Origin of the sequence: Actinopolymorpha sp. B11F2 (genome assembly GCF_040195635.1) — a bacterium.
Lineage (GTDB): Bacteria > Actinomycetota > Actinomycetes > Propionibacteriales > Actinopolymorphaceae > Thermasporomyces.
The window spans coordinates 1-17,662 of the sequence record NZ_JBEFTX010000012.1 but is presented as its reverse complement, the minus strand read 5'-3'; the positions used below and the strand labels follow the sequence as shown (position 1 = coordinate 17,662).

Annotated in this window: 20 protein-coding genes and 1 pseudogene; 13 read left to right on the top strand and 8 right to left on the bottom strand. The window is 67.4% G+C overall.

All coding sequences use genetic code 11. The features are described from left to right. Nucleotides 1-71 precede the first annotated feature (71 nt). Both ABN034_RS21015 and ABN034_RS21010 read right to left on the bottom strand, forming a co-directional pair. Nucleotides 72-1,373, bottom strand: a complete 1,302-nt coding sequence (locus ABN034_RS21015; protein ID WP_349692701.1) for an MFS transporter — start codon at nucleotides 1,371-1,373, stop codon at nucleotides 72-74. Continuing rightward, complete coding sequence (locus ABN034_RS21010; protein ID WP_349692700.1) at nucleotides 1,370-1,942, bottom strand: MarR family winged helix-turn-helix transcriptional regulator; 573 nt, start codon at nucleotides 1,940-1,942, stop codon at nucleotides 1,370-1,372. The genes ABN034_RS21015 and ABN034_RS21010 overlap by 4 nt, the downstream gene beginning before the upstream one ends. Nucleotides 1,943-2,085: 143 nt before the next feature. Here ABN034_RS21010 and ABN034_RS21005 point away from each other — a divergent pair, with 143 nt between their 5' ends. The 4 genes and pseudogenes from ABN034_RS21005 to ABN034_RS20995 all read left to right on the top strand — a co-directional run bounded on the left by ABN034_RS21005 (nucleotide 2,086) and on the right by ABN034_RS20995 (nucleotide 4,837). After that, nucleotides 2,086-3,219, top strand: a complete 1,134-nt coding sequence (locus tag ABN034_RS21005) for a LacI family DNA-binding transcriptional regulator (RefSeq protein ID WP_349692699.1) — start codon at nucleotides 2,086-2,088, stop codon at nucleotides 3,217-3,219. Continuing rightward, nucleotides 3,146-3,409: pseudogene (locus ABN034_RS34490) on the top strand (alcohol dehydrogenase catalytic domain-containing protein); the annotation flags it as partial. The gene ABN034_RS21005 and the pseudogene ABN034_RS34490, both read left to right, overlap by 74 nt. A gap of 1 nt (nucleotide 3,410) precedes the next feature. After that, nucleotides 3,411-3,746 carry a zinc-binding dehydrogenase gene (locus tag ABN034_RS21000; RefSeq protein WP_349692698.1) on the top strand — a complete coding sequence of 112 codons (336 nt, stop codon included), beginning with the start codon at nucleotides 3,411-3,413 and terminating at the stop codon, nucleotides 3,744-3,746. Between the two features lie 71 nt (nucleotides 3,747-3,817). Further along, a complete protein-coding gene (locus ABN034_RS20995) occupies nucleotides 3,818-4,837 on the top strand; it encodes an aldo/keto reductase (RefSeq protein ID WP_349692697.1) in 1,020 nt (339 codons plus the stop codon). 481 nt (nucleotides 4,838-5,318) lie between these two features. Here the strand turns inward: ABN034_RS20995 and ABN034_RS20990 are convergent, their stop codons facing one another. Further along, nucleotides 5,319-5,747 carry an SDR family NAD(P)-dependent oxidoreductase gene (locus tag ABN034_RS20990; RefSeq protein ID WP_349692696.1) on the bottom strand — a complete coding sequence of 143 codons (429 nt, stop codon included), beginning with the start codon at nucleotides 5,745-5,747 and terminating at the stop codon, nucleotides 5,319-5,321. A 174-nt stretch (nucleotides 5,748-5,921) separates the two neighbouring features. Here ABN034_RS20990 and ABN034_RS20985 point away from each other — a divergent pair, with 174 nt between their 5' ends. From ABN034_RS20985 to ABN034_RS20955, 8 genes are all read left to right on the top strand, one after another. Then, a complete protein-coding gene (locus tag ABN034_RS20985) occupies nucleotides 5,922-6,986 on the top strand; it encodes a sigma-70 family RNA polymerase sigma factor (protein ID WP_349692695.1) in 1,065 nt (354 codons plus the stop codon). Nucleotides 6,987-7,049: 63 nt separating this feature from the next. Then, entirely contained in the window at nucleotides 7,050-7,598 is a 549-nt protein-coding gene (locus tag ABN034_RS20980; RefSeq protein ID WP_349692694.1) for a dihydrofolate reductase family protein, read from the top strand. Nucleotides 7,599-7,664: 66 nt separating this feature from the next. Further along, the gene (locus ABN034_RS20975) at nucleotides 7,665-8,558 is read left to right on the top strand and encodes an aminoglycoside phosphotransferase family protein (RefSeq protein WP_349692693.1); all 894 of its coding nucleotides are present in this window, start codon (nucleotides 7,665-7,667) and stop codon (nucleotides 8,556-8,558) included. Continuing rightward, nucleotides 8,539-9,075: a P-loop nucleotide/nucleoside kinase family protein gene (locus ABN034_RS20970; protein ID WP_349692692.1), complete on the top strand. Its 537-nt coding sequence runs from the start codon at nucleotides 8,539-8,541 to the stop codon at nucleotides 9,073-9,075. Before ABN034_RS20975 ends, ABN034_RS20970 begins: the two co-directional genes overlap by 20 nt. 158 nt (nucleotides 9,076-9,233) lie before the next feature. Then, nucleotides 9,234-10,511 (top strand): MFS transporter, encoded by a 1,278-nt coding sequence (locus tag ABN034_RS20965; RefSeq protein WP_349692691.1) that lies wholly within the window; start codon nucleotides 9,234-9,236, stop codon nucleotides 10,509-10,511. Nucleotides 10,512-10,588: 77 nt separating this feature from the next. Continuing rightward, nucleotides 10,589-11,146 carry a hypothetical protein gene (locus ABN034_RS20960; protein ID WP_349692690.1) on the top strand — a complete coding sequence of 186 codons (558 nt, stop codon included), beginning with the start codon at nucleotides 10,589-10,591 and terminating at the stop codon, nucleotides 11,144-11,146. Nucleotides 11,147-11,231: 85 nt separating this feature from the next. Continuing rightward, on the top strand, nucleotides 11,232-11,750 hold the full coding sequence (locus ABN034_RS34485; protein ID WP_502879069.1) for a deaminase: 519 nt from the start codon (nucleotides 11,232-11,234) through the stop codon (nucleotides 11,748-11,750). A gap of 19 nt (nucleotides 11,751-11,769) precedes the next feature. Further along, entirely contained in the window at nucleotides 11,770-12,339 is a 570-nt protein-coding gene (locus ABN034_RS20955; RefSeq protein ID WP_349692689.1) for a hypothetical protein, read from the top strand. A 10-nt stretch (nucleotides 12,340-12,349) separates the two neighbouring features. Here ABN034_RS20955 and ABN034_RS20950 read toward each other — a convergent pair whose 3' ends face one another. Next, complete coding sequence (locus ABN034_RS20950) at nucleotides 12,350-13,213, bottom strand: alpha/beta fold hydrolase (protein ID WP_349692688.1); 864 nt, start codon at nucleotides 13,211-13,213, stop codon at nucleotides 12,350-12,352. Between the two features lie 119 nt (nucleotides 13,214-13,332). On the opposite strand from ABN034_RS20950, the gene ABN034_RS20945 reads away from it, so the two are divergent. Further along, nucleotides 13,333-14,019: a histidine phosphatase family protein gene (locus ABN034_RS20945; protein ID WP_349692687.1), complete on the top strand. Its 687-nt coding sequence runs from the start codon at nucleotides 13,333-13,335 to the stop codon at nucleotides 14,017-14,019. 96 nt (nucleotides 14,020-14,115) lie between these two features. Here ABN034_RS20945 and ABN034_RS20940 read toward each other — a convergent pair whose 3' ends face one another. From ABN034_RS20940 to ABN034_RS20925, 4 genes are all read right to left on the bottom strand, one after another. Further along, the gene (locus ABN034_RS20940) at nucleotides 14,116-14,730 is read right to left on the bottom strand and encodes a hypothetical protein (RefSeq protein WP_349692686.1); all 615 of its coding nucleotides are present in this window, start codon (nucleotides 14,728-14,730) and stop codon (nucleotides 14,116-14,118) included. Between the two features lie 129 nt (nucleotides 14,731-14,859). After that, nucleotides 14,860-15,426, bottom strand: coding sequence for a hypothetical protein (locus ABN034_RS20935; protein ID WP_349692685.1), 567 nt, complete (start codon nucleotides 15,424-15,426; stop codon nucleotides 14,860-14,862). Between the two features lie 133 nt (nucleotides 15,427-15,559). After that, on the bottom strand, nucleotides 15,560-16,978 hold the full coding sequence (proS, locus tag ABN034_RS20930; protein ID WP_349692684.1) for a proline--tRNA ligase: 1,419 nt from the start codon (nucleotides 16,976-16,978) through the stop codon (nucleotides 15,560-15,562). Between the two features lie 56 nt (nucleotides 16,979-17,034). After that, nucleotides 17,035-17,466 (bottom strand): hypothetical protein, encoded by a 432-nt coding sequence (locus ABN034_RS20925; protein WP_349692683.1) that lies wholly within the window; start codon nucleotides 17,464-17,466, stop codon nucleotides 17,035-17,037. Nucleotides 17,467-17,662: the final 196 nt, after the last annotated feature.

The following is a 17,662-nucleotide window of genomic DNA, read 5'->3' as shown; positions in this document are numbered from 1 at the left end:
CGTTCAATGCGGCTGGGGCCGCCCTTCGCATGCAGCACTCGACCCGCCCTTCGCATGCAGCACTCGACCCGCTAGGACGTGGTCGTCGAGGCAGTGCTCTCCGGCTGCGGCGTACGACTGGATTCCGGCTCCGCGCAGGCGTCGCCAGATGTGGTGGTGAAACGTCGCAGCGCCCGGTTGGTCGCCGCTACCCCGGCGATCCCTACGACGCAAAGGATCCCGCCGGAGATGGCCGCGAAGCTGGCGCTGGTCACGCCCGCCACCAGACCGCCACGGAAGTTGCCGAGATCGGGTCCTGAGACACCGACGATGTGTTCGAGGGCGCTGACCCGGCCGCGATGGGAGTCGGGCGTCGCCAGCTGCACGATGGTTCCACGCGAGATGACCGAGAGCGTGTCCGCGGCACCCGCGACGGCAAGGCAGCCGAGGGCCAACCACAGGTGCTGCGCCAGGCCGAACCCCGTCAGCCCCACGCCCCACATCCCGGCGGTCACGAGCATGACCACGCCCGGACGCCCCGGACGGGTGAGGGTGCCGGACAGCATTCCCGCGGTGATCCCGCCCACGGCGATCGCGGAGAAGAACAGGCCGAGCGTTTCGGGGCGCCCACCGAACCGCTCGTCGTTGATCGCCGGAAACAACGCGATCGGCATGGCGAGCACCGTCGCGAACATGTCCGTCGCGAAGGCGCCGGACAGAGCGGGCCGGCGCACGACGAATCGCCAGCCCTCCCAGATCGCCGCGAGTCCCGGCCGGTTCGCCTCGCCGGTGGGGCGCATCGACGGCAGACCGAACACGCCGTAGGCCGCGGCTACGAACGTCACCGCGTCCAGCAGATAGCAGATCTTCACCCCCCAGGCTGCCGTGACCATTCCGGCCACCGCAGGTCCAACGAGCATGGCCAGTTGGAAGCTGAGGTGATTCAGGGCGATGCCGGCGGCAACCTGGTCGGCCGGTAGGAGACGCGGTACGAAGGTCCGCGCCGCGGGTGCTCCGAGAGCCGAGCAGGTCGACTGGATCGCGACGATCGCCAGCAGAGTCCCGAAGGACCCCAGCTCCGCCACCGCCTGCGCGACCAGGACCACGGCAGCGAGCAGCTGTCCGACCATGGTGAGGAGAACCAACCGGCGGCGGTCTACCGCGTCGGCCAACACACCGCCCACCAGCCCGCACACCACCATCGGCACCGCGCGCGCCAGGCCCAGGACGCCTACCGCTGCAGGGCTGTCGGTCAGCTCCCATGCTTGGTACAGCACGGCAACCAGCGTCAGCTGCCCGCCCAACCCGGACAGGCTGCCGCCCATCCAGAGTCGCCGGAAAGCAGCGCTCGTACGCAGCGGACGGACGTCGACCAGCCCGTGGACGATGCTCACGGGCGCGACTCCTCGTCGTGGTCGTCGGCCAGGTGTCGCGCGATCCGGTCGCGGAACGACGTCCGCTCCAGCGCCGCCTCGAGATCCCGCACTACCTGGCTCAATGCGTACGGGATCTCGTCCTCCAGATCCGCGACCGCCCGCTCGGTGGCACGCCACTCCGCCTCGAGGAACGGCAGCACCTTCCGGGCGCGCGCTGTCAGCACGACCTCGCGGGTGCGCGCGTCGGCTCCCGGTTTGGTACGCACCAGACCCTCGCGGCGCAGGCTGCTCACGGTCTGACTCATCGCCGAGTGGGTGACCTGCAGCTCCGAGGCGAGTTCCCGGATCGTCATCGGGCCACGGTGGCGGAGCCGGATCAGCGGCATGGTGTAGCGCGGCCGGATCCCCGACACTCCACGCTCCGCGTAGAGGCGCGCGATCTCGTCGTCCATCGCCGACAGCAGGACACGCAACGGCCGCCACCGACTGTCCTCGGTCGGGTCCGGTCCAGGCGCAGTGGACTCGGGTCCACGCGCGGTGGAGCGGTGCGGATCGCGGTCGGGAGGACGTTCGCGAGATGGCGCCATGACGGGCATCATAACAGCACTTATGTAAGTGCTGTTATGATGCCTCGCGTGGTCTCCCAGGGCGTTTGACGAATCCTTCGGCTGCCCGGTAGTTTATCGATTCACATGAGGTTGATCGATTCACCAACATCGGGAGGTGACCTGTGAGCCGGACGACGCTGCTGAGTCTCGCCCAGGCTCTGGGTGTCTCCCGGACGACGGTCTCGAACGCGTACTCGCGTCCGGAGAAGCTGTCGGCGGAGCTGCGGGAGCGGATCTTCGCGACGGCGCGCGAACTCGGTTACGAAGGTCCGAGCCCACTGGCGGCGTCATTGCGCAAAGGCCGGACCGACTCGATCGGCGTGTTGTTCACCGACGACCTGGGCTATGCGTTCAGCGACCCGGTGTCGACGCTGTTCCTCGCTGGAGTCGCCGGGCAGCTGCAGGAAGCGGGCCATGCGTTGACCGTGCTGTCGGCTCCACGGTCCGGCGGCAGCGGGCCGATGTCGCGGGCGATGGTCGACGGGCTGATCGTCTACTCCGTCGATGAGGACTCCCCCGGCCTGGCGGTCGCCCGCAAGCGTGCCATCCCGTCGGTTCTGGTCGACCAGGCGCCCGAGACCGGAACGGCCTGCGTCAACGTCGACGATCGCGTTGGCGCCGAGGCCGCCGTCGCCCACCTGGCAGCGCAGGGCCACGCCGCGATCGCGGGGGTCGCGGTCGCTGCCGGCGACTCCGGAGCAGCTGCCGAGCAGTGTGTGCTGGTCGGCAACAACGCCACGAGTCGTAGTTACGTCGTCCGTGAACGCATGGTCGGATGGCGCCACGGATGCGAGGATGCCGGCGTCCCGCCGCCAGTCATGGTGTCCTGCCCGGCCAACGACGCTGAGCATGGCCGGCATGCCGCTCGCCTGCTCCTCGAGGCCGTCCCCCGACCGACGGCCCTGGTCTGTCTGAGCGACGAGCTGGCCCTCGGCGTGATGGCGGAGCTGGCTGCGCAGGACTTGCGCGTACCGGCCGACGTGTCGGTGGTGGGCTTCGACGACTCGCCTGCCGCCGCAATGGCCCAGCCACCGCTGACCACCGTGCGACAGCCCGCACGCGACAAGGGTGCGCTCGCCGCCCAGCTGCTGCTGGACCGGCTCCGCACCGGCGAGGCCGGCTCCAGTCAGCTCCTCGCCACCGAGCTCGTGGTTCGGTCAAGCACTGCGGCACCGGCTGCCGATGCCGCGACACGGCCAGCCGACCCGTCCAGATCTCGGAAGGGACGCCGCCATGCTGGCCGTTCAGATCGCTGACCATGGCGGGCCGGACGTCCTGACACCGACCGAGATCGAATCCCCGCACCCGGAGGGTGATCGGGTCCTTGTCCGTAACCACTGGATCGGCATCAACTACGTTGACCTGCAGCACCGTGCCGGTACGCCGTACCCCGTAACGCTTCCGTTCGTGCCCGGGACCAACGTCGCGGGGAAGACGGTCGCGGTGCATGCGGCAGCCGGATCGACGAGGAACGCTGGTCATGTACGGGGCCATCACCGGGACGCCCCCACCGTTCCACCTCGATCGGCTCTCCGGGATCACCGCGCCCCACCGTACCGCCGGGTCCCTCTCCCTGCGCTGGGCGTCGGCCAGCCACTACCTCAGCGATGCGACCGCCCATGCTCGCGCAACACATGCCGTGCTGACCGCAGTGCGCAAGGGCAATCTCACCCCGCGCATCGTGGACCGGCTTCCGCTCAGCGAGGCGGCGACCGCGCATCGACGGCTCGCCGACCGCTCCGTCACCGGCAAGATCCTGCTCGCCGCCACACACAGCCCCTGACCGTGGCCAAGCCCACGCGACAACGGCCACGAACCCACTACCTATCCGGACGACCAAGTGGAGGATCACCCGTGCAGTACCGACCCCTCGGCAGAACCGGCGTCTCCGTCACCTCGTTCAGCCTGGGCACGATGCTGTTCGGCGGCGCGGTCGACGAAGCCGACGCCGCCCGCCAGCTCGACCTTGCTCTCGACGCCGGTATCAACAGTCTCGACACCGCCAACGTCTACGGCCGCGGAGCCAGCGAGGAACTGCTCGGCCGACTGCTCCAGAAGGCAGGACGCCGTGACCGGATCGTCCTGGCGAGCAAGTTCCACTGCGCGATGGACGACGACGATCCCAATGCCGCCGGAAGTTCCCGCCGACACATCGTCGACCAGTGCGAGGCCTCGCTGCGCCGGCTCGGCATCGACCACCTCGACATCTACTACGTCCATCGCCCAACGACCCGGGTCCCGATCGACGAGACGCTCCGAGCACTCGACGATCTGGTGCGTTCCGGCAAGATCCGCTACATCGGCACCAGCAGCTTCGCCGCCTGGCAGCTGCTCGAGTCGCTCTGGGCAGCCAAGGAGCACCACCTCAACCGTCCGGTCGTCGAGCAGACGCCGTACTCCCTGCTCGACCGCCGGGTCGAACGGGAACTGTTGCCAATGGCCAGCAGCTACGGCATCGGCATCACCGTCTGGTCCCCACTCGCCGGCGGTCTGCTGACCGGCAAATACGGGCACGGCGCCTCACCTTCCGGCGTCCGGCTCACGCGCGGCAGCAAGGGCGACTGGGACGTCAAGCATTTCGGCGATCGAGTCGACCCGGTGGTGGACGCGATCGTCGAGATCGCCGCTGACAAAGGGTGTACGCCCGCACAACTCAGCCTCGCCTGGCTCCTCGCGCAGCCGGCCGTCAGCAGCGTCGTCCTCGGTGCCCGAACCGCGGACCAGCTCGCCGAACAGCTGGCCGCCATCGACGTCACGCTCGACGACGAAGACCTCGCCCGGATCGACGCGATCACACCACCCGGCCGAGCGGTCGTCCCGTACTACCTCGACGACGCCTACGCCGACTTCCGTCCACACCTACACCACTGGTAGCAAGCAACCACGACGCCCGGCACAACGGCCATGCTGACGTACTTCGAGAGCGCATCGACGGCGCCATCGGCGTCTAGCGCTCCAGGATCCTCAGTTGAGGACCCGCATGCGTGGACCGCCCGGCGTCCTCTACCTCGGCTGGCGCCCCGGAAAGCGCCGCGTGCTGCTTGTCGCCGGCGCCGCCATGCACTTCGCGATGCGCGTGTGGACCTACCTGGCGTTCGTTCCCGCCCGGCTCGGATGGGCCGAAAACGAGCACACCACCCAATCACTCACCACCGCCGAACGGCAGCAGACCGCGTCCGACCTCATGCTCAACGACCCCCGATGGATTCCCATCCTGGCGATGTTCGCGCTCTTCCTGTTCGCCGCCCACCTCCCAGCCAGATCCCGACGCGATACCTGGATGACGACGGGGCCGAAAAGTCGTCAAGGACCCAGGCGTCTTCCTCGTCAGGGCTCTGACCGCCTGACGGCTGCGCTACAGCACGAGCGGGGGTGCCGGGAAGCCGCGCACCGTCGTCGCACCGTCCACGACGATCTCCGCTCCACTGACATATGACGCCTGGTCGGACAACAGGAACGCCACCACGGCTGCCACCTCGCCGGGATCAGCCACCCGACCCATCGGCGAGACCTCGCCCTCGCGCCGCAACGCCTCGACACGGTCCTCGCCCGGCACGAACGTCGACTCCAACATGGGCGTACGCATCGAACCTGGAAGGACCGCATGGCAACGGATCCCGTACGCCGCATAGTCGACCGCCACGCTGCGCGACATGGCGACGATGGCGGCCTTGGCCGCACCATAGGCGAAATACCGCGGCCAGAGCGCGAACGCCTGGATCGAGGAGACGTTGACGATCGACCCGCGCCGGTGCGGAAGCATCCTGCGTACAAGGCACTCCATTCCATCCGCGCGAGATGCCCCACCGAAGACAGCTAGGGCCGCGAGGTGGTCCGCGGCAGTTCCTGTTTGCTGGGCATTTATCTCCAGTGTCACCTCGTCTCTTGATCCGCAACGCGTGGTCGTAGCGTTCTCACCACGTCCGAATTGGCGATCGGTGTAGCTGCGGAGGCGACGGTGAACGCAGGAGACGACGAGGTAGTCGCCGCCGCCCGTGCGGGCGACGAGTCGGCCTTCGCCGCACTCACCGAACGGCACCGGGATGAGCTGCGGGTGCACTGTTACCGGATGCTGGGATCGTTCGACGACGCCGAAGACCTTGTGCAGGAGACCTTCCTTCGCGCCTGGAAGAACCTCGCGAGCTTTCAGGGCCGCTCGACGATCCGTGCCTGGTTGTACCGGATTGCGACAAATGCCTGCCTCGACGTCCTCGAGGACGGCTCCCGCCGCGTGCTTCCTCATCACCTGACAGGGCCAACGGATCCGAGCGTCGGGCTCCCGCCGCGTACCGACATCGCCTGGCTGCAGCCCTTCCCCGATCGCCTGATCGGCACGGAGGGGAGGTGGGAGCCGGCTGCCCCGAGCGAGGCGGAACCCGACGCCGTGGTGGTCGCCAGGGAGACGATCGAGCTGGCGTTCCTTGCAGCGATCCAACACCTGCCGCCTCGACAGCGGGCGGTGCTGATCCTCCGCGACGTACTCGGCTGGCCAGCCAAGCAGACCGCCGCGCTGCTGGAGGGCAGCGTGGCATCGGTGAACAGCGCCCTGCAGCGGGCGCGGTCAACGCTTCGCGATCACCTGCCAGAGCGCCGCCTGGAGTGGGCACCCTCAGCCAAGCCCACCGAGCAGGAGCGGTCGGTGCTGCGGAGGTACATGGACGCGGTCGAGCGTGCCGATCTCGCCGCAGTCGCCGAACTGCTCGCCGAGGACGTACGTACGACGATGCCGCCCTATCCGATGTGGTTCCAGGGTCGCGGAGCGGTCGTCGCGGCACTCACGGCGAGCTGGGACGCAGGCGCTCCGGGCTACGTGGGACGGTTCCAGATGGTGCCGACCCAGGCGAACCGGCAGCCGGCCGCCGCGGTCTACGTCCAGCGCCCCGGCGACCATGAGTATGCCGCCTTCGGGATCGCCGTCCTACAGATCGAGAACGACCACATCGTCGAGATCACCGCCTTCCACGACCTCGACCTGTTCGCGGCGTTCGACCTGCCGACCGCGTTGCCTGCGGCGGACCGATGAGTTTTCCGGCGATCCACCGTCTCAAGGAAGGTCAGTCAGATGTGATGTCGACGGAGGTAGGCCATGGCGAAGCTGCTGTATTCGGTCACGATGTCGTTGGACGGGTTCATCGCCGGTCCGGGTGGCGACATGTCCTGGTTGACCGAGCACCTCGGACCCAACCCGATCGTCGGTGAGCTCCTCCAGAAGATCGGCGCGCTCCTTGTCGGCAACCGCACCTTCCGCGGTGACGATCCGCACAAGGGCGACGCGGACAAGGAAGGCAAGTTCGCCGGCGGTGGGTGGAGCGGACCGCAGTTCGTGCTGACCCACAACCCGCCGGACACACCGGTGCCCGACGTCACCTTCGTCGGTGACCTCGACACCGCCGTCAAGGCCGCCAAGGCCGCCGCGGGTGAGAAGTACGTCAACGTTCTCGGCGCCGACGTCGCCCGGCAGTGCCTCGAGGCGGGAGTGCTCGACGAGATCCTCGTGCTCATCGCTCCGGTCCTGCTCGGTGATGGCGTCCGGCTCTTCGACCACCCCGGCGGAACCAACGTCACACTCGAACGCCTCAGTCTGACGCACGCGCCTCAGGCCACCAACCTCTGGCTGCGCGTCGTCGGAATGTGAGTTGACACGCGACGTCGCGACCGGTTCGGATAGGCGTCGGCCCAACCCCAGTTCAAGAAGGTCCCCATGTGCGCAGGCAAGATGCATGCCGACGAGATCGACATCGACGCCGACCTCGTCCGCGGGTTGCTCGCCGCACAGTTTCCGCAGTGGGCGGACCTTCCGATCCGGCACGTCCCCTCGAGTGGAACCGTCAACGCGTTGTACCGGCTAGGCCCCGACATGGCGGTACGGCTCCCGCGGATGGCAGGCTTCTTCGAAGATGTGGAGAAGGAGCACCACTGGCTGCCCCAGCTGGCTCCGCTCCTTCCCCTCGACATTCCCGTCCCGCTCGGGAGGGGAAAGCCGGTGGAGGAATACCCCTGTCAGTGGTCGGTCTACCGCTGGCTCGAAGGAGAGAATCCCACGCCCGAGAGGCTCTCCGAGCCTGCATTGCTCGCAAAGGACCTGGCGCAGTTCGTCTCCGCCGTACGCCGGATCGATCTTCCGGGCGGGCCGCCTGCCTACCGAGGTGGGCCGCTCTCCGCACTCGATGCGCAAACCCGTATCGCGATTGGCGAGCTGGGCACATTGGTCGACACCGTGGCCGTGACCGCGGCTTGGGAGGCATCCCTGCGCGCACCCGCGTGGACCGGTCCACCCGTCTGGGTCCACGCCGACCTGATGCCCGGGAATCTCCTGACCGTCGACGGCCAGCTCAGTGCCGTCATCGATTTCGGGACCGTCGGCGTCGGCGATCCCGCCTGCGACCTGATCGTCGCGTGGAACCTTCTGCCGGCCGGCGTACGAAACGACTTCCGTACCGTCCTGCAGGTCGACGACGCCAGCTGGATCCGGGGGCGCGGTCGCGCGCTGTCCATCGCACTCATCGCACTGCCGTACTACCAGGACACCAACCCGATGATGGCCGACAACGCGCGCCACGTGATCCGTGAAGTCCTTGCCGACCACAGGTCGTGACACAGTGCTGCCGGACCAGGTCGCCGGGCGATCCGAGGCCCCGCGCGTTCACCTCCTGTGCGGCCTGGTGGGGGCGGGCAAGACGACCCACGCTCGCCACCTCGCCGCAGAGCTCCCGGCTGTGCGGTTCAGCCTCGACGAGTGGATGCTGCGGCTGTACGAGCTGCCGTACGACGATCCGCAGTACGCCGTGCGAGTCGAGGGATGCACAGCACTCATCTGGGAGACCGCCATGCAGGTCCTGGCGCTCGGCCATGACGTCGTTCTCGATGGGAACCAGTGGAGCAGGAAACACCGCCAGACGTGGCGTCAGCGAGTCGAGGCCGCCGGCTATCGCCCGATCCTCCACCACATCGACGTGTCGGTGGAGACTGCCGTCGAGCAGGTGGCACGTAGGACGGCGACAGGCGTTCCGGGCAGCCACCCGATCGATGAGGCCGGAGTCCGGCACCACCGGACGATCTTCGAGCCGCCGGACGAGAACGAAGGCATCGAGATCGTGACCGTCCGCCGTTGAACTCCGCAGCGGATGGAGGAATCCAGCCGGCAGCACCCGCACCAAGACAGCCCAGAATTGCGCGCTTCTCACGAACCACGCGGCGACGCTAGACTCACCGGCGACGAGTCGGTGTACGTGCCGCCGGTGCGTTGTTTGGCCAATAGCGTCTGCACAGGGTGACGGGTGGGACACATCCTAGGAGGACTGTGTTCCGCCCCTACGCACTCGTCGTTCGCGCTCCCGGAGCGCCATTACCCTTGCTCGCAAGCTTTCTCGGCTCTCTCCCCATCAGTATGCTCACGCTCGGCGTGCTGTTGCTCGTCCACACCACCACCAGTTCCTTCGGCTCGGCCGGACTGGCCAGCGGCGCGCTGAGTGCCGGCAACGCGTGCGGCCTGCTGATCCAGGGGCGCCTGATCGATCGGTACGGCCAGACACGCGTGCTGGTCGGCACGGGTCTCGGTTGCACTACGTTGTTGATCCTTCTGATCCTTGCGGCGACTCGGCATGCGCCCGAAGCACTTGTCGTCGCGCTCGCCGGGGCCGGGGGCGCCTGCATACCGGCGACCATCAGCAGTATGCGGGTGCTGTGGCCGACACTGGTGCGGCGCACCGACGAACTCGAGACCGCGTACGCCCTTCTGGCGATGCAGTTCCATATCGCCATGATCACCGGACCGCTCGTGGTCTCGGGCCTACTCCTCCTCGCCGGCCCGTCTGTTGCGGTGCTGGCCGCCGCTGGGCTGGCAGGCAGCTCGGCGCTCGTCTTCGCGTCCACACGAGCCTCACGTCGATGGAGATCTTCCGGCGTACGCAGCCAACCCCGGCAGACGGCACTCGCCACCCCGGGGACCCGGACACTGCTCGTCGCCGGTCTCCTGGGAGGAACGGCGTTCGGCCTCATCAGCGTGGCGATCCCAGCTACCGCCGTCGATCACGGCGCTCCCGCCGTGGCGGGCGTTCTGTTCGCCTGCGTGTCGGCAGGCGAACTCGCCGGTGGAACGCTGTACGGCGGTCGGTCGTGGAGAATCCCACGGTCCAGGAGGCTTCTGCTCGCGCAGGCGGCGGGCGCGGGTGGCATCGTCGTTGTCACGATCGTTTCCGCTGCCCAGTCTGTGGCGCTGATGGCCGTACTGGTGATCTTCGGCGCACTCTACGCGCCGGCTGGCATCGCCGCGTCCAGCCTGCTCGACGATGTCGCCGCCGAAGGCGCGCTGACGCAGGCCTACACCTCGATGGTCGCGGCCGGCCTGGTGGGAGCATCCCTCGGTAGTGGGTTCGGAGGACTGCTGGAGAACGCCACGGCATCCTGGATGCTGTTCGCCGCGGCCGCATGCGCGATGGCCGCGGCGGCGTTGTGGACCGTCGTACGCCGACACAGCCTGACTCGCGCGGCACCGGCGGGCCACGCCGCGTGCGACTCACACGCCGCCGCCGCCGAGGCGGCGCCGTGATCATGCCACCGTAACGCCCTTGCCCACGGCCGAAATCCGGGTGGGCGGTGCGCAGCCCTCGTGTCACGGTGGTGGACATGAAGGTGGAGTTCCATCGCGATGGGGACACTCAGTACTCCGTCCATGTCCATCGACGTGACGGTGTGGTCGTGTCGCTGCCCGGCGCCGGTGGGAGATGGCAGGTGCCGCATGACCTGGCACACTTCGCGACCGAACGAGCGTTGGAGATGGCCGGCGGCGTGTTCGGCAGCATGGCCGCTGGGGCGATGTTCGAGCGGATGACCGTCGTGTCCGGTCGGCAGCGCCGTGACCCGAAACAGCGTTCGCAGCAGGTTCTTCGTACGAACACCAGGAGTCGGTCCATCACCGTGGCCGAAACGATGACGTCGCTGGTCCACGACGCAGTGCACCATGGCAGGTCGAGTGGTCTGATCAAGCGGGCGCACGGACTGTGGGGGACGGTTCGCGAAGACGCGTTTCCTTATACGGTGCAGCACTTCCAGACTGCGATCCGGGATCTTCGGGCGCTGAGCGAGGAGTGGGCAACGACATCTGCCGGGAGTTGTCTGGCCGTAGAGTGGCCGGACAGGCTCACCACACAGCTCCCGGAAACGTCACACGCCGGCCGTCGTTGACCGGTCAGTTGGTTGTGTTCGCTCGCAGAGGGCTTCGCCAGAGGCCCTTGTCCACCACGGTTTCGCGGCTGCGTATCGTTCGCTCATGACGCCACACGAGATGATCGGTTCGGCAATCGAAGTCGCTGAGGAAGGGCTACTCTGCGGCGAACTACCGATCGGGGCAGTGGTGGTCATGGGCGAGGACATCGTTGGCAGAGCCTTCACCCAGGAGAAGGCGCAAAAGCGGCGCCTGGTCCACGCGGACCTACTGGCCATGGCCCAGGCCGACGAATCGCTGGGGTGGCGCCCGCGACCTCACCCACTGCGGCTCGCGGTCAACCTCGAGCCATGCCTCATGTGCCTCGGTGCCGCGATGACCCTCGGAGTTGCGGAAGTTTACTTCGGCCTGGAGTCGCCGGCAGACGGCGCGGCGAGCGTCGCGGCGGGATGGACCCCTGTCAGTGCGGACATCCCGTCGTATGCGGCGCCTCTGATGGTGGGTGGCGTCCGACGATCCGATGTCCGAAACCAGTTCAGCCGATATTGCGAGACTGCTCCAGATTCCGGACTGCGTCGGTGGGCGCGGACTCTCGCGCAGCTGCCTGCCGTAGCGCCTTCGTAGGCGGAGGAGAGCGACTTCCATGCAGATCCACGACCAGGCGGCTCGACTTCGCCGTGAAGCCGATGCCGTGCTCGAGGAGCAAGGACTTCTGGCGATAGCTCGCCCGCTTGGCGAGACCTTTGTCGGCGGAAGTTACTTCTACGATCTCATGACGTGGCGCGATCTTGACCTCTACATCAACGCGCCGGACGTGAGCATCGAAGACTACTTTGCCTTCGGCGCGAAGGTCACGGTGCGTTTCCATGCGTGGAAGGCGTTCTTCACCGACAGTCGCACGGAAGGACGCGGTCTCTACTGGGGTGTCCGACTCGGTGACACGAGGAGCGGCGCCTGGAAGTTCGACATCTGGGCCGTGGACGCCACCCAGTTCGAGGAGGCCAGTGCCGGGGCTCGCGCGCTTGTCCGGCGACTCACGCCTGAGACCCGCGACGCGATCCTGCACATCAAGGATGCGTACTGGAGTGATCCTCGTTATCGGGACACGATCACGAGCGCCAGCATCTACGCCGCCGTTCTCGACGACGGCGTCAGGACCATCGCCGAGTTCGAGGAGTACGTCTCCTGCCCAGGCAGCGGGCCGCAGTCATGAGCGAAGATGCCTAGGTCAGGACCTGGCGCAGGGCGGCGGCGAAGGCGTCCGGCTCGCCCTTCATGCCGTATTCGCCGCCAAGGAATCCCCCATGGTCGCCGGGGAAGGTGACGGGTTTCGTACCTAGCCGTTCGGCCATTGCCACAGCGGCCCGGTGAGCCATTTCCCCAGTGGATTCGGCGCCGGCGGCGATGACGACGCGAGTCGATGCCGCACGAACGGCTTCGAGGTCATGCTGATAGTGCGTACACGAAATGATGTTCTGCCCGACCAGCACATCGTCCCGGGAACCGTCGTCCTCGGTCGGCAACCCGAAGTTGGCAGGATCCGGGGCGGGCTGGTCGGCGAAATCGGGCGGAATCGGTCCCTTGTGGGCGACGAGCATGATGAACTTCGCCATCGCCGGTCCGAGGCCCCTGCGCTGATAGGTCTCGTGGATGTCCACGGACGCGGCAAGCGCCTGCTCGCGGTCGGGCAGCACCTGAGCGGCCGGCGGCTCGTGCGCGACGAGCGTCCTGACCTGCTCCGGATGGCGGGCCACCAGGGCCAGCGCGTTGACGGCGCCACCACTGCTGGCGAAGATGTCCACCGGTCCGGCGTCCAGCGCCGAGATCAGTCGGTGCAGATCGTCCGCGTGCTCATCAGGCGTGGACTCGGTGGCGTCGTCCGTACGCTCGCTGCGCTCCACACCGCGCGGGTCGTAGGTCACGACCGTACGGTCGGCGAAATGTCCGGAAAGGGTAAGGAACCCGCTGGCACCCATCGGCGACCCGATCAACAGCAGGACCGGCGCCGAACTGGAATCGTTGCTCCGGACGTCGCAATGCAGCACCGCGCCGGGCACTTCCAGGGTGTGAGTCTTGGGCTGAGTCATGACGCCTCTTTTCGCGAGTTCTTGATTCTTGCCCTACTGACTCGCCGCCACGGCAAAACTCATCGGCGGCGTCTTCCCAGGGATGGGTGCTGCCGAGCGGGGCTGGGAGAATTGGTGTCATGCCCAAGCTGCGTGAGCTGCCGAGCACACGACTGGTCCTGATCCGAAATGCCATCCAGCGCTCTCACGACCCGGGGCGTCTGCTCGATCATGACGATCTGGGGTTGTCTGAGGAGGGGCGTGACAAGGCGGAGCGGCTAAGGGACCGCCTCGCCGCTACCGGCGAGCTGGCCGATGTGACGCGGTTGCTTTCCAGCAACGCCCGCAGGGCGATCGAAACCGCGCAGGTCATCTCACCAGCCCTCGGCGATCTGGAACCGGAACCGGACTGCGGGTTCTGCGAACCACACTCCGGTGAGTGTGACGGCATGGTGGTCGAGGAGTGGCTCGCCACGCTCGCCCAGGAGCGGCTGGCCAACTGGTCTCCGTACGCACCGAAGTCGCCGGGCGGCGAGTCCTATCGGGAGGGTATCGAGCGGGCTGCCAGAGCATTCATCGAAGCCGTCCTGGCCAACGAGGGCGGCACCGTCGTGATCGTCACTCAGACCGTCCCGCTGCGGGCGAGTTTGTGGGCGTTCCTCAGCCTCCCGTTCCACGCGTCGTACCTCTACCCGGAGATCACGGACACGGGGATCACCGAATGGATCGCTGACGGCTGGCTACCTGACATTGGCCAGATGAAGGCCCGGCTCGTTCGATACAACGACCACGCCCACCTCCTCCCGAACGCTTGGGGGTTGCCCTAGGCCACTAGCCACAGGGGCAAGCCGCAGGCCCACAACAAAAGTCGGTGGCTGCGCCCGCAACGCCGGTGTCAGACTTCGCCGATGCAGGATCGCGAACTAGTCCCGCTCCTTGCGGAGCCGTGGCCCGTGCTCGATCACCGCGTCGCACGAGCACATCTCGAGCGCCTGGGTTGGGCGATGTGCGGTCGTGGCGACTGGGCCTACGCTCATCGGTCGCCGAGTGGTCGACTCGTGGCCCGGGTCAGCCCGTTCGAGCCGGCGTACAAATATTTCGTCGAGCTCTGCGAGCGGTGCGCAGGCAACAGGTACATTCCGCGGATAGAGCTGGCGACCCCACTCGACGGTGGCGGACATCTGGCCGTGCTTGAATACCTGACGACCCCGGACAGCAGTGTGGTGCGGACATTTCTGCGGCAGTGGGATCATCCAGCAGAAGCCGACGCCGATCTGCGTGATCTCCGGCACGAGGTCGAGGCCATGCATTCCTGGGGCCGTCAGAATGTGCGGTGGTGGGGGCCGCGGGTCGACATCGGCGACCGTCACGTTCTGCTCTCGGCCGACGGGAACCCCAAGCTCATCGACCTGTTCTTTGTGGAGGGCGAAGACCTGCTCGATGAGCTGATCAACGATCCGCATGCGTTCGCGCGTCACATGCCCCTTGATCAATGCCGGTACATCCTCGACATCCCTGACCTCCAGGATGACGGCCACGCCACCGACTACCTTCATCGCATAGGAACAGCCATGAAGGACGCCACAACCGGATCCTGAAGGCACCCGTGTTGTTTCGATCGACGGCACGAGCCAAACCGCCTGGCTGGCGCGCTTCGCGATAGTGGGCTACAGCGCTTGATGACCTGGCGGTGTGGCGTCCTGGTCGAGGGCTACCGGCCTGGCCTGCAGAGCGGGGTGGCGCAGGAACTTGTCCACCAGCTCGGCCGGTCCGCCGATGCAGGTCCAGTCGTCATCCCACAGCGTCGAAACGAGCCACGAGTGGTCAGTCGGGAACATCAAGTTGGGCAGCGCACCCTTCCAGAACGACAGGTCTCCGCTCTGGCGCCAGGTGGCGGCCTGCTCCGGCCCCGCCTCAACCAACACATACGGCCACCCCGCATACAAGCTCACCGTGGGCGCGTCGGGAAAGACGATGTCATCGGCGCCGGTGTCGAGATACCCCAGCCACCACGACTGGCCCGCCGACTGCTCACTCAGCAGCGCGAGCATGGTCCGGTCGTGTGCGTCCTGGCCCTCGCCTCCGTAGGGAAGCATGATCGTCGCGTACGCCTCGAAAACCGGTGGGATGGCGGCGGTGATGGTCCGGCCCATGGACGTGCCCTCGTCGATCCACGCGACGTCATCGCTCGTCCCGATGCGCCACGGCCTGGCGTCCCTGACCCTCGTGACCATTTCGCCAGGCTAGATGCTGTGACTTATCGGCTCCAGCTGAATTCCTGAGAAGAGGAACCCTGAAAACGTCGTACGTGTGGAGCTTCCGCGCGCCGGGTTGGGCTTCGCCGCAACTCCGTACCGTTGTCCGCCGTCAGTAGGATCGGCCCACCACGGCGATCAGGTCCGGTTCGTCCTCGGAGTCGGGAACGCCACCGTCGGGCCGTATCAGGCACCGCACGGTCACCGCGCTCTCCGACAGCCGTGCCTCACCCTCTTCGCCAAGGGTCGCCCACGGGATGCGCGCCCAGCCCTCGTCGTCGACGGCCACCGCCACCGCCTCGTCCACCGACGCCACGTCGACGGTCCGCGCGTCGCGGAGTTGCGTCGCCTCCGCGAGAAGGGCAACCTGGTCGATCTCGAGCGCCTCTGTCACATCGGACAGCACGGTCTCCATCGGTACGGTCGCCTTGGTTCCGGGGATTCGGCGTACGACCGTCACCGCGCCGGCGGCCAGGTCCCGCGGGCCGATCTCGATGCGGACCGGTACGCCCTTCAGTTCCCAGTCCACGGCCCGCCGCCCAAAGGCGACATCCACTCGGTCATCCAACTCGGCGCGTACACCTGCGGTCACCAGGTCGCCGACCAGCTTGGCGGCCACTTCCCCCACACCTTCGCCGGACTTGACGACGGTGACCACGACCTGGGTCGCGGCAAGCCGCGGCGGGATGCGCAGGCCGGCGTCGTCGCCATGGGTCATGATCAGCCCGCCGACCATGCGGGTCGAGGATCCCCAGGAGGTCGTCCAGGCGTACGGCCGTTCACCGGCGGCGTCGAGGAATCGGATGTCGAAGGCGCGGGCGAAGTTCTGGCCGAGTTCGTGGCTGGTTCCCATCTGGAGGGCCTTGCCGTCGCGCATCATGGCCTCGCAGGTGAGTGTGGTGATCGCTCCGGCGAACCGCTCGCGGCGGGTTTTCACACCGGCCACCACGGGGATCGCGAGCACCGTCGCCATGAGGTCGGCGTACGCCTCGTGCAGGATGCGGCGGGCGTAGGCGGCCGCGTCCTCCCGGGTCGCGTGCGCCGTATGGCCTTCCTGCCAGAGGAATTCGCTGGTCCGCAGGAAGACCCGCGGCCGGAGCTCCCACCGGACGACGTTCGCCCACTGGTTCAGCAGCAGCGGCAGGTCGCGGTAGCTCTGGATCCACTTCGCCATGAACTCGCCGATGACCGTCTCGCTGGTCGGCCGTACGACGACCGGTTCCTCCAGCTCCTTCCCACCCGCGTGGGTGACGACCGCGAGTTCGGGGCTGAATCCCTCGACGTGCTCGGCCTCGCGCTTGAGGTAGCTCTCGGGGATGAACAGCGGAAAGTAGGCATTGCGAGCACCCGCGGCCTTGATGCGCTGGTCCATCTCGGCCTGCATGCGTTCCCAGATTGCATAGCCGTACGGCCGGATGACCATGGTGCCGCGAACCGGACCGTTCTCGGCGAGCTCGGCCTTCCCGAGAACGTCCTGGTACCAGCGCGGGAAGTCCGTCGCCTGCGGAGTGAGTACACCTGCCTTCGCCATGCCTTGCATCCTAGGACGGGGCCAGGGGGAGGTCGGGGCGCACCACCCGTCCGAGGTCAGGGTGCCAGCAGGTGCCGAAACTGCGCGTCGTACTGGTCGACCGGCGGGTCATCGACGGCGGCAACGAAGAAACCGAGAAAGGTGCTGTCGGCGCCAGCATCGGTCAACAGATCGCGCCACGACCACAGGTTCGGGTGCGGCATGTGCGTGGCAGCCTCGGCCGGAGCCAGACGCTCGACCACCTTGGCGAACTGCGCGTGGTCCAGCCGATAGACCCCCGTCCTAGCAACGTAGCCGCACACCGAGGCCAGCACGGCCGCCGGGAGCGGTCGTACCGCCCCGGGCGCGTTCACATGGCCGAACGTCAGAACGGACGCGTCCTCGCGCGCCACGCCGTAGGCCACGGGCATGACGAACCCGGGTATCTGTGCGGCAAAGCGCTCTTGCGCTGCGAGGAGGTCACTGTCGGTCACCCACGCCTCAGACATTCGCAGATCCTCCCATCACTGGGCGATCGTAGCCGGGACGCAGTGGTGCGGTGTGTCCCGCGCAGCCCAGGTCAAGTCCATTGGTGTGGTGTATCGGTCGTGTCGCGTGATCCGTTGGTTGGTTAGGCGCTGAGCGCCGGGATGGTGTTGTCGTTCACCTCCTCGGTGGTCGGGTTGGGGGCGCGTCGGGCTTTGG

Coding starts and splice junctions, on each gene's coding strand:
- ABN034_RS20955 (WP_349692689.1), top strand. CDS start 11,770: ATGCAGATCCACGACCAGGCGGCTCGACTTCGCCGTGAAGCCGATGCC.
- ABN034_RS20990 (WP_349692696.1), bottom strand. CDS start 5,747: ATGGAGTGCCTTGTACGCAGGATGCTTCCGCACCGGCGCGGGTCGATC.
- ABN034_RS20950 (WP_349692688.1), bottom strand. CDS start 13,213: ATGACTCAGCCCAAGACTCACACCCTGGAAGTGCCCGGCGCGGTGCTG.
- ABN034_RS20960 (WP_349692690.1), top strand. CDS start 10,589: ATGAAGGTGGAGTTCCATCGCGATGGGGACACTCAGTACTCCGTCCAT.
- ABN034_RS20925 (WP_349692683.1), bottom strand. CDS start 17,466: ATGTCTGAGGCGTGGGTGACCGACAGTGACCTCCTCGCAGCGCAAGAG.
- ABN034_RS21010 (WP_349692700.1), bottom strand. CDS start 1,942: ATGGCGCCATCTCGCGAACGTCCTCCCGACCGCGATCCGCACCGCTCC.
- ABN034_RS20975 (WP_349692693.1), top strand. CDS start 7,665: ATGTGCGCAGGCAAGATGCATGCCGACGAGATCGACATCGACGCCGAC.
- ABN034_RS20945 (WP_349692687.1), top strand. CDS start 13,333: ATGCCCAAGCTGCGTGAGCTGCCGAGCACACGACTGGTCCTGATCCGA.
- ABN034_RS20980 (WP_349692694.1), top strand. CDS start 7,050: ATGGCGAAGCTGCTGTATTCGGTCACGATGTCGTTGGACGGGTTCATC.
- ABN034_RS20935 (WP_349692685.1), bottom strand. CDS start 15,426: ATGGTCACGAGGGTCAGGGACGCCAGGCCGTGGCGCATCGGGACGAGC.
- ABN034_RS34485 (WP_502879069.1), top strand. CDS start 11,232: ATGACGCCACACGAGATGATCGGTTCGGCAATCGAAGTCGCTGAGGAA.
- ABN034_RS21000 (WP_349692698.1), top strand. CDS start 3,411: ATGCGGCAGCCGGATCGACGAGGAACGCTGGTCATGTACGGGGCCATC.
- proS (WP_349692684.1), bottom strand. CDS start 16,978: ATGGCGAAGGCAGGTGTACTCACTCCGCAGGCGACGGACTTCCCGCGC.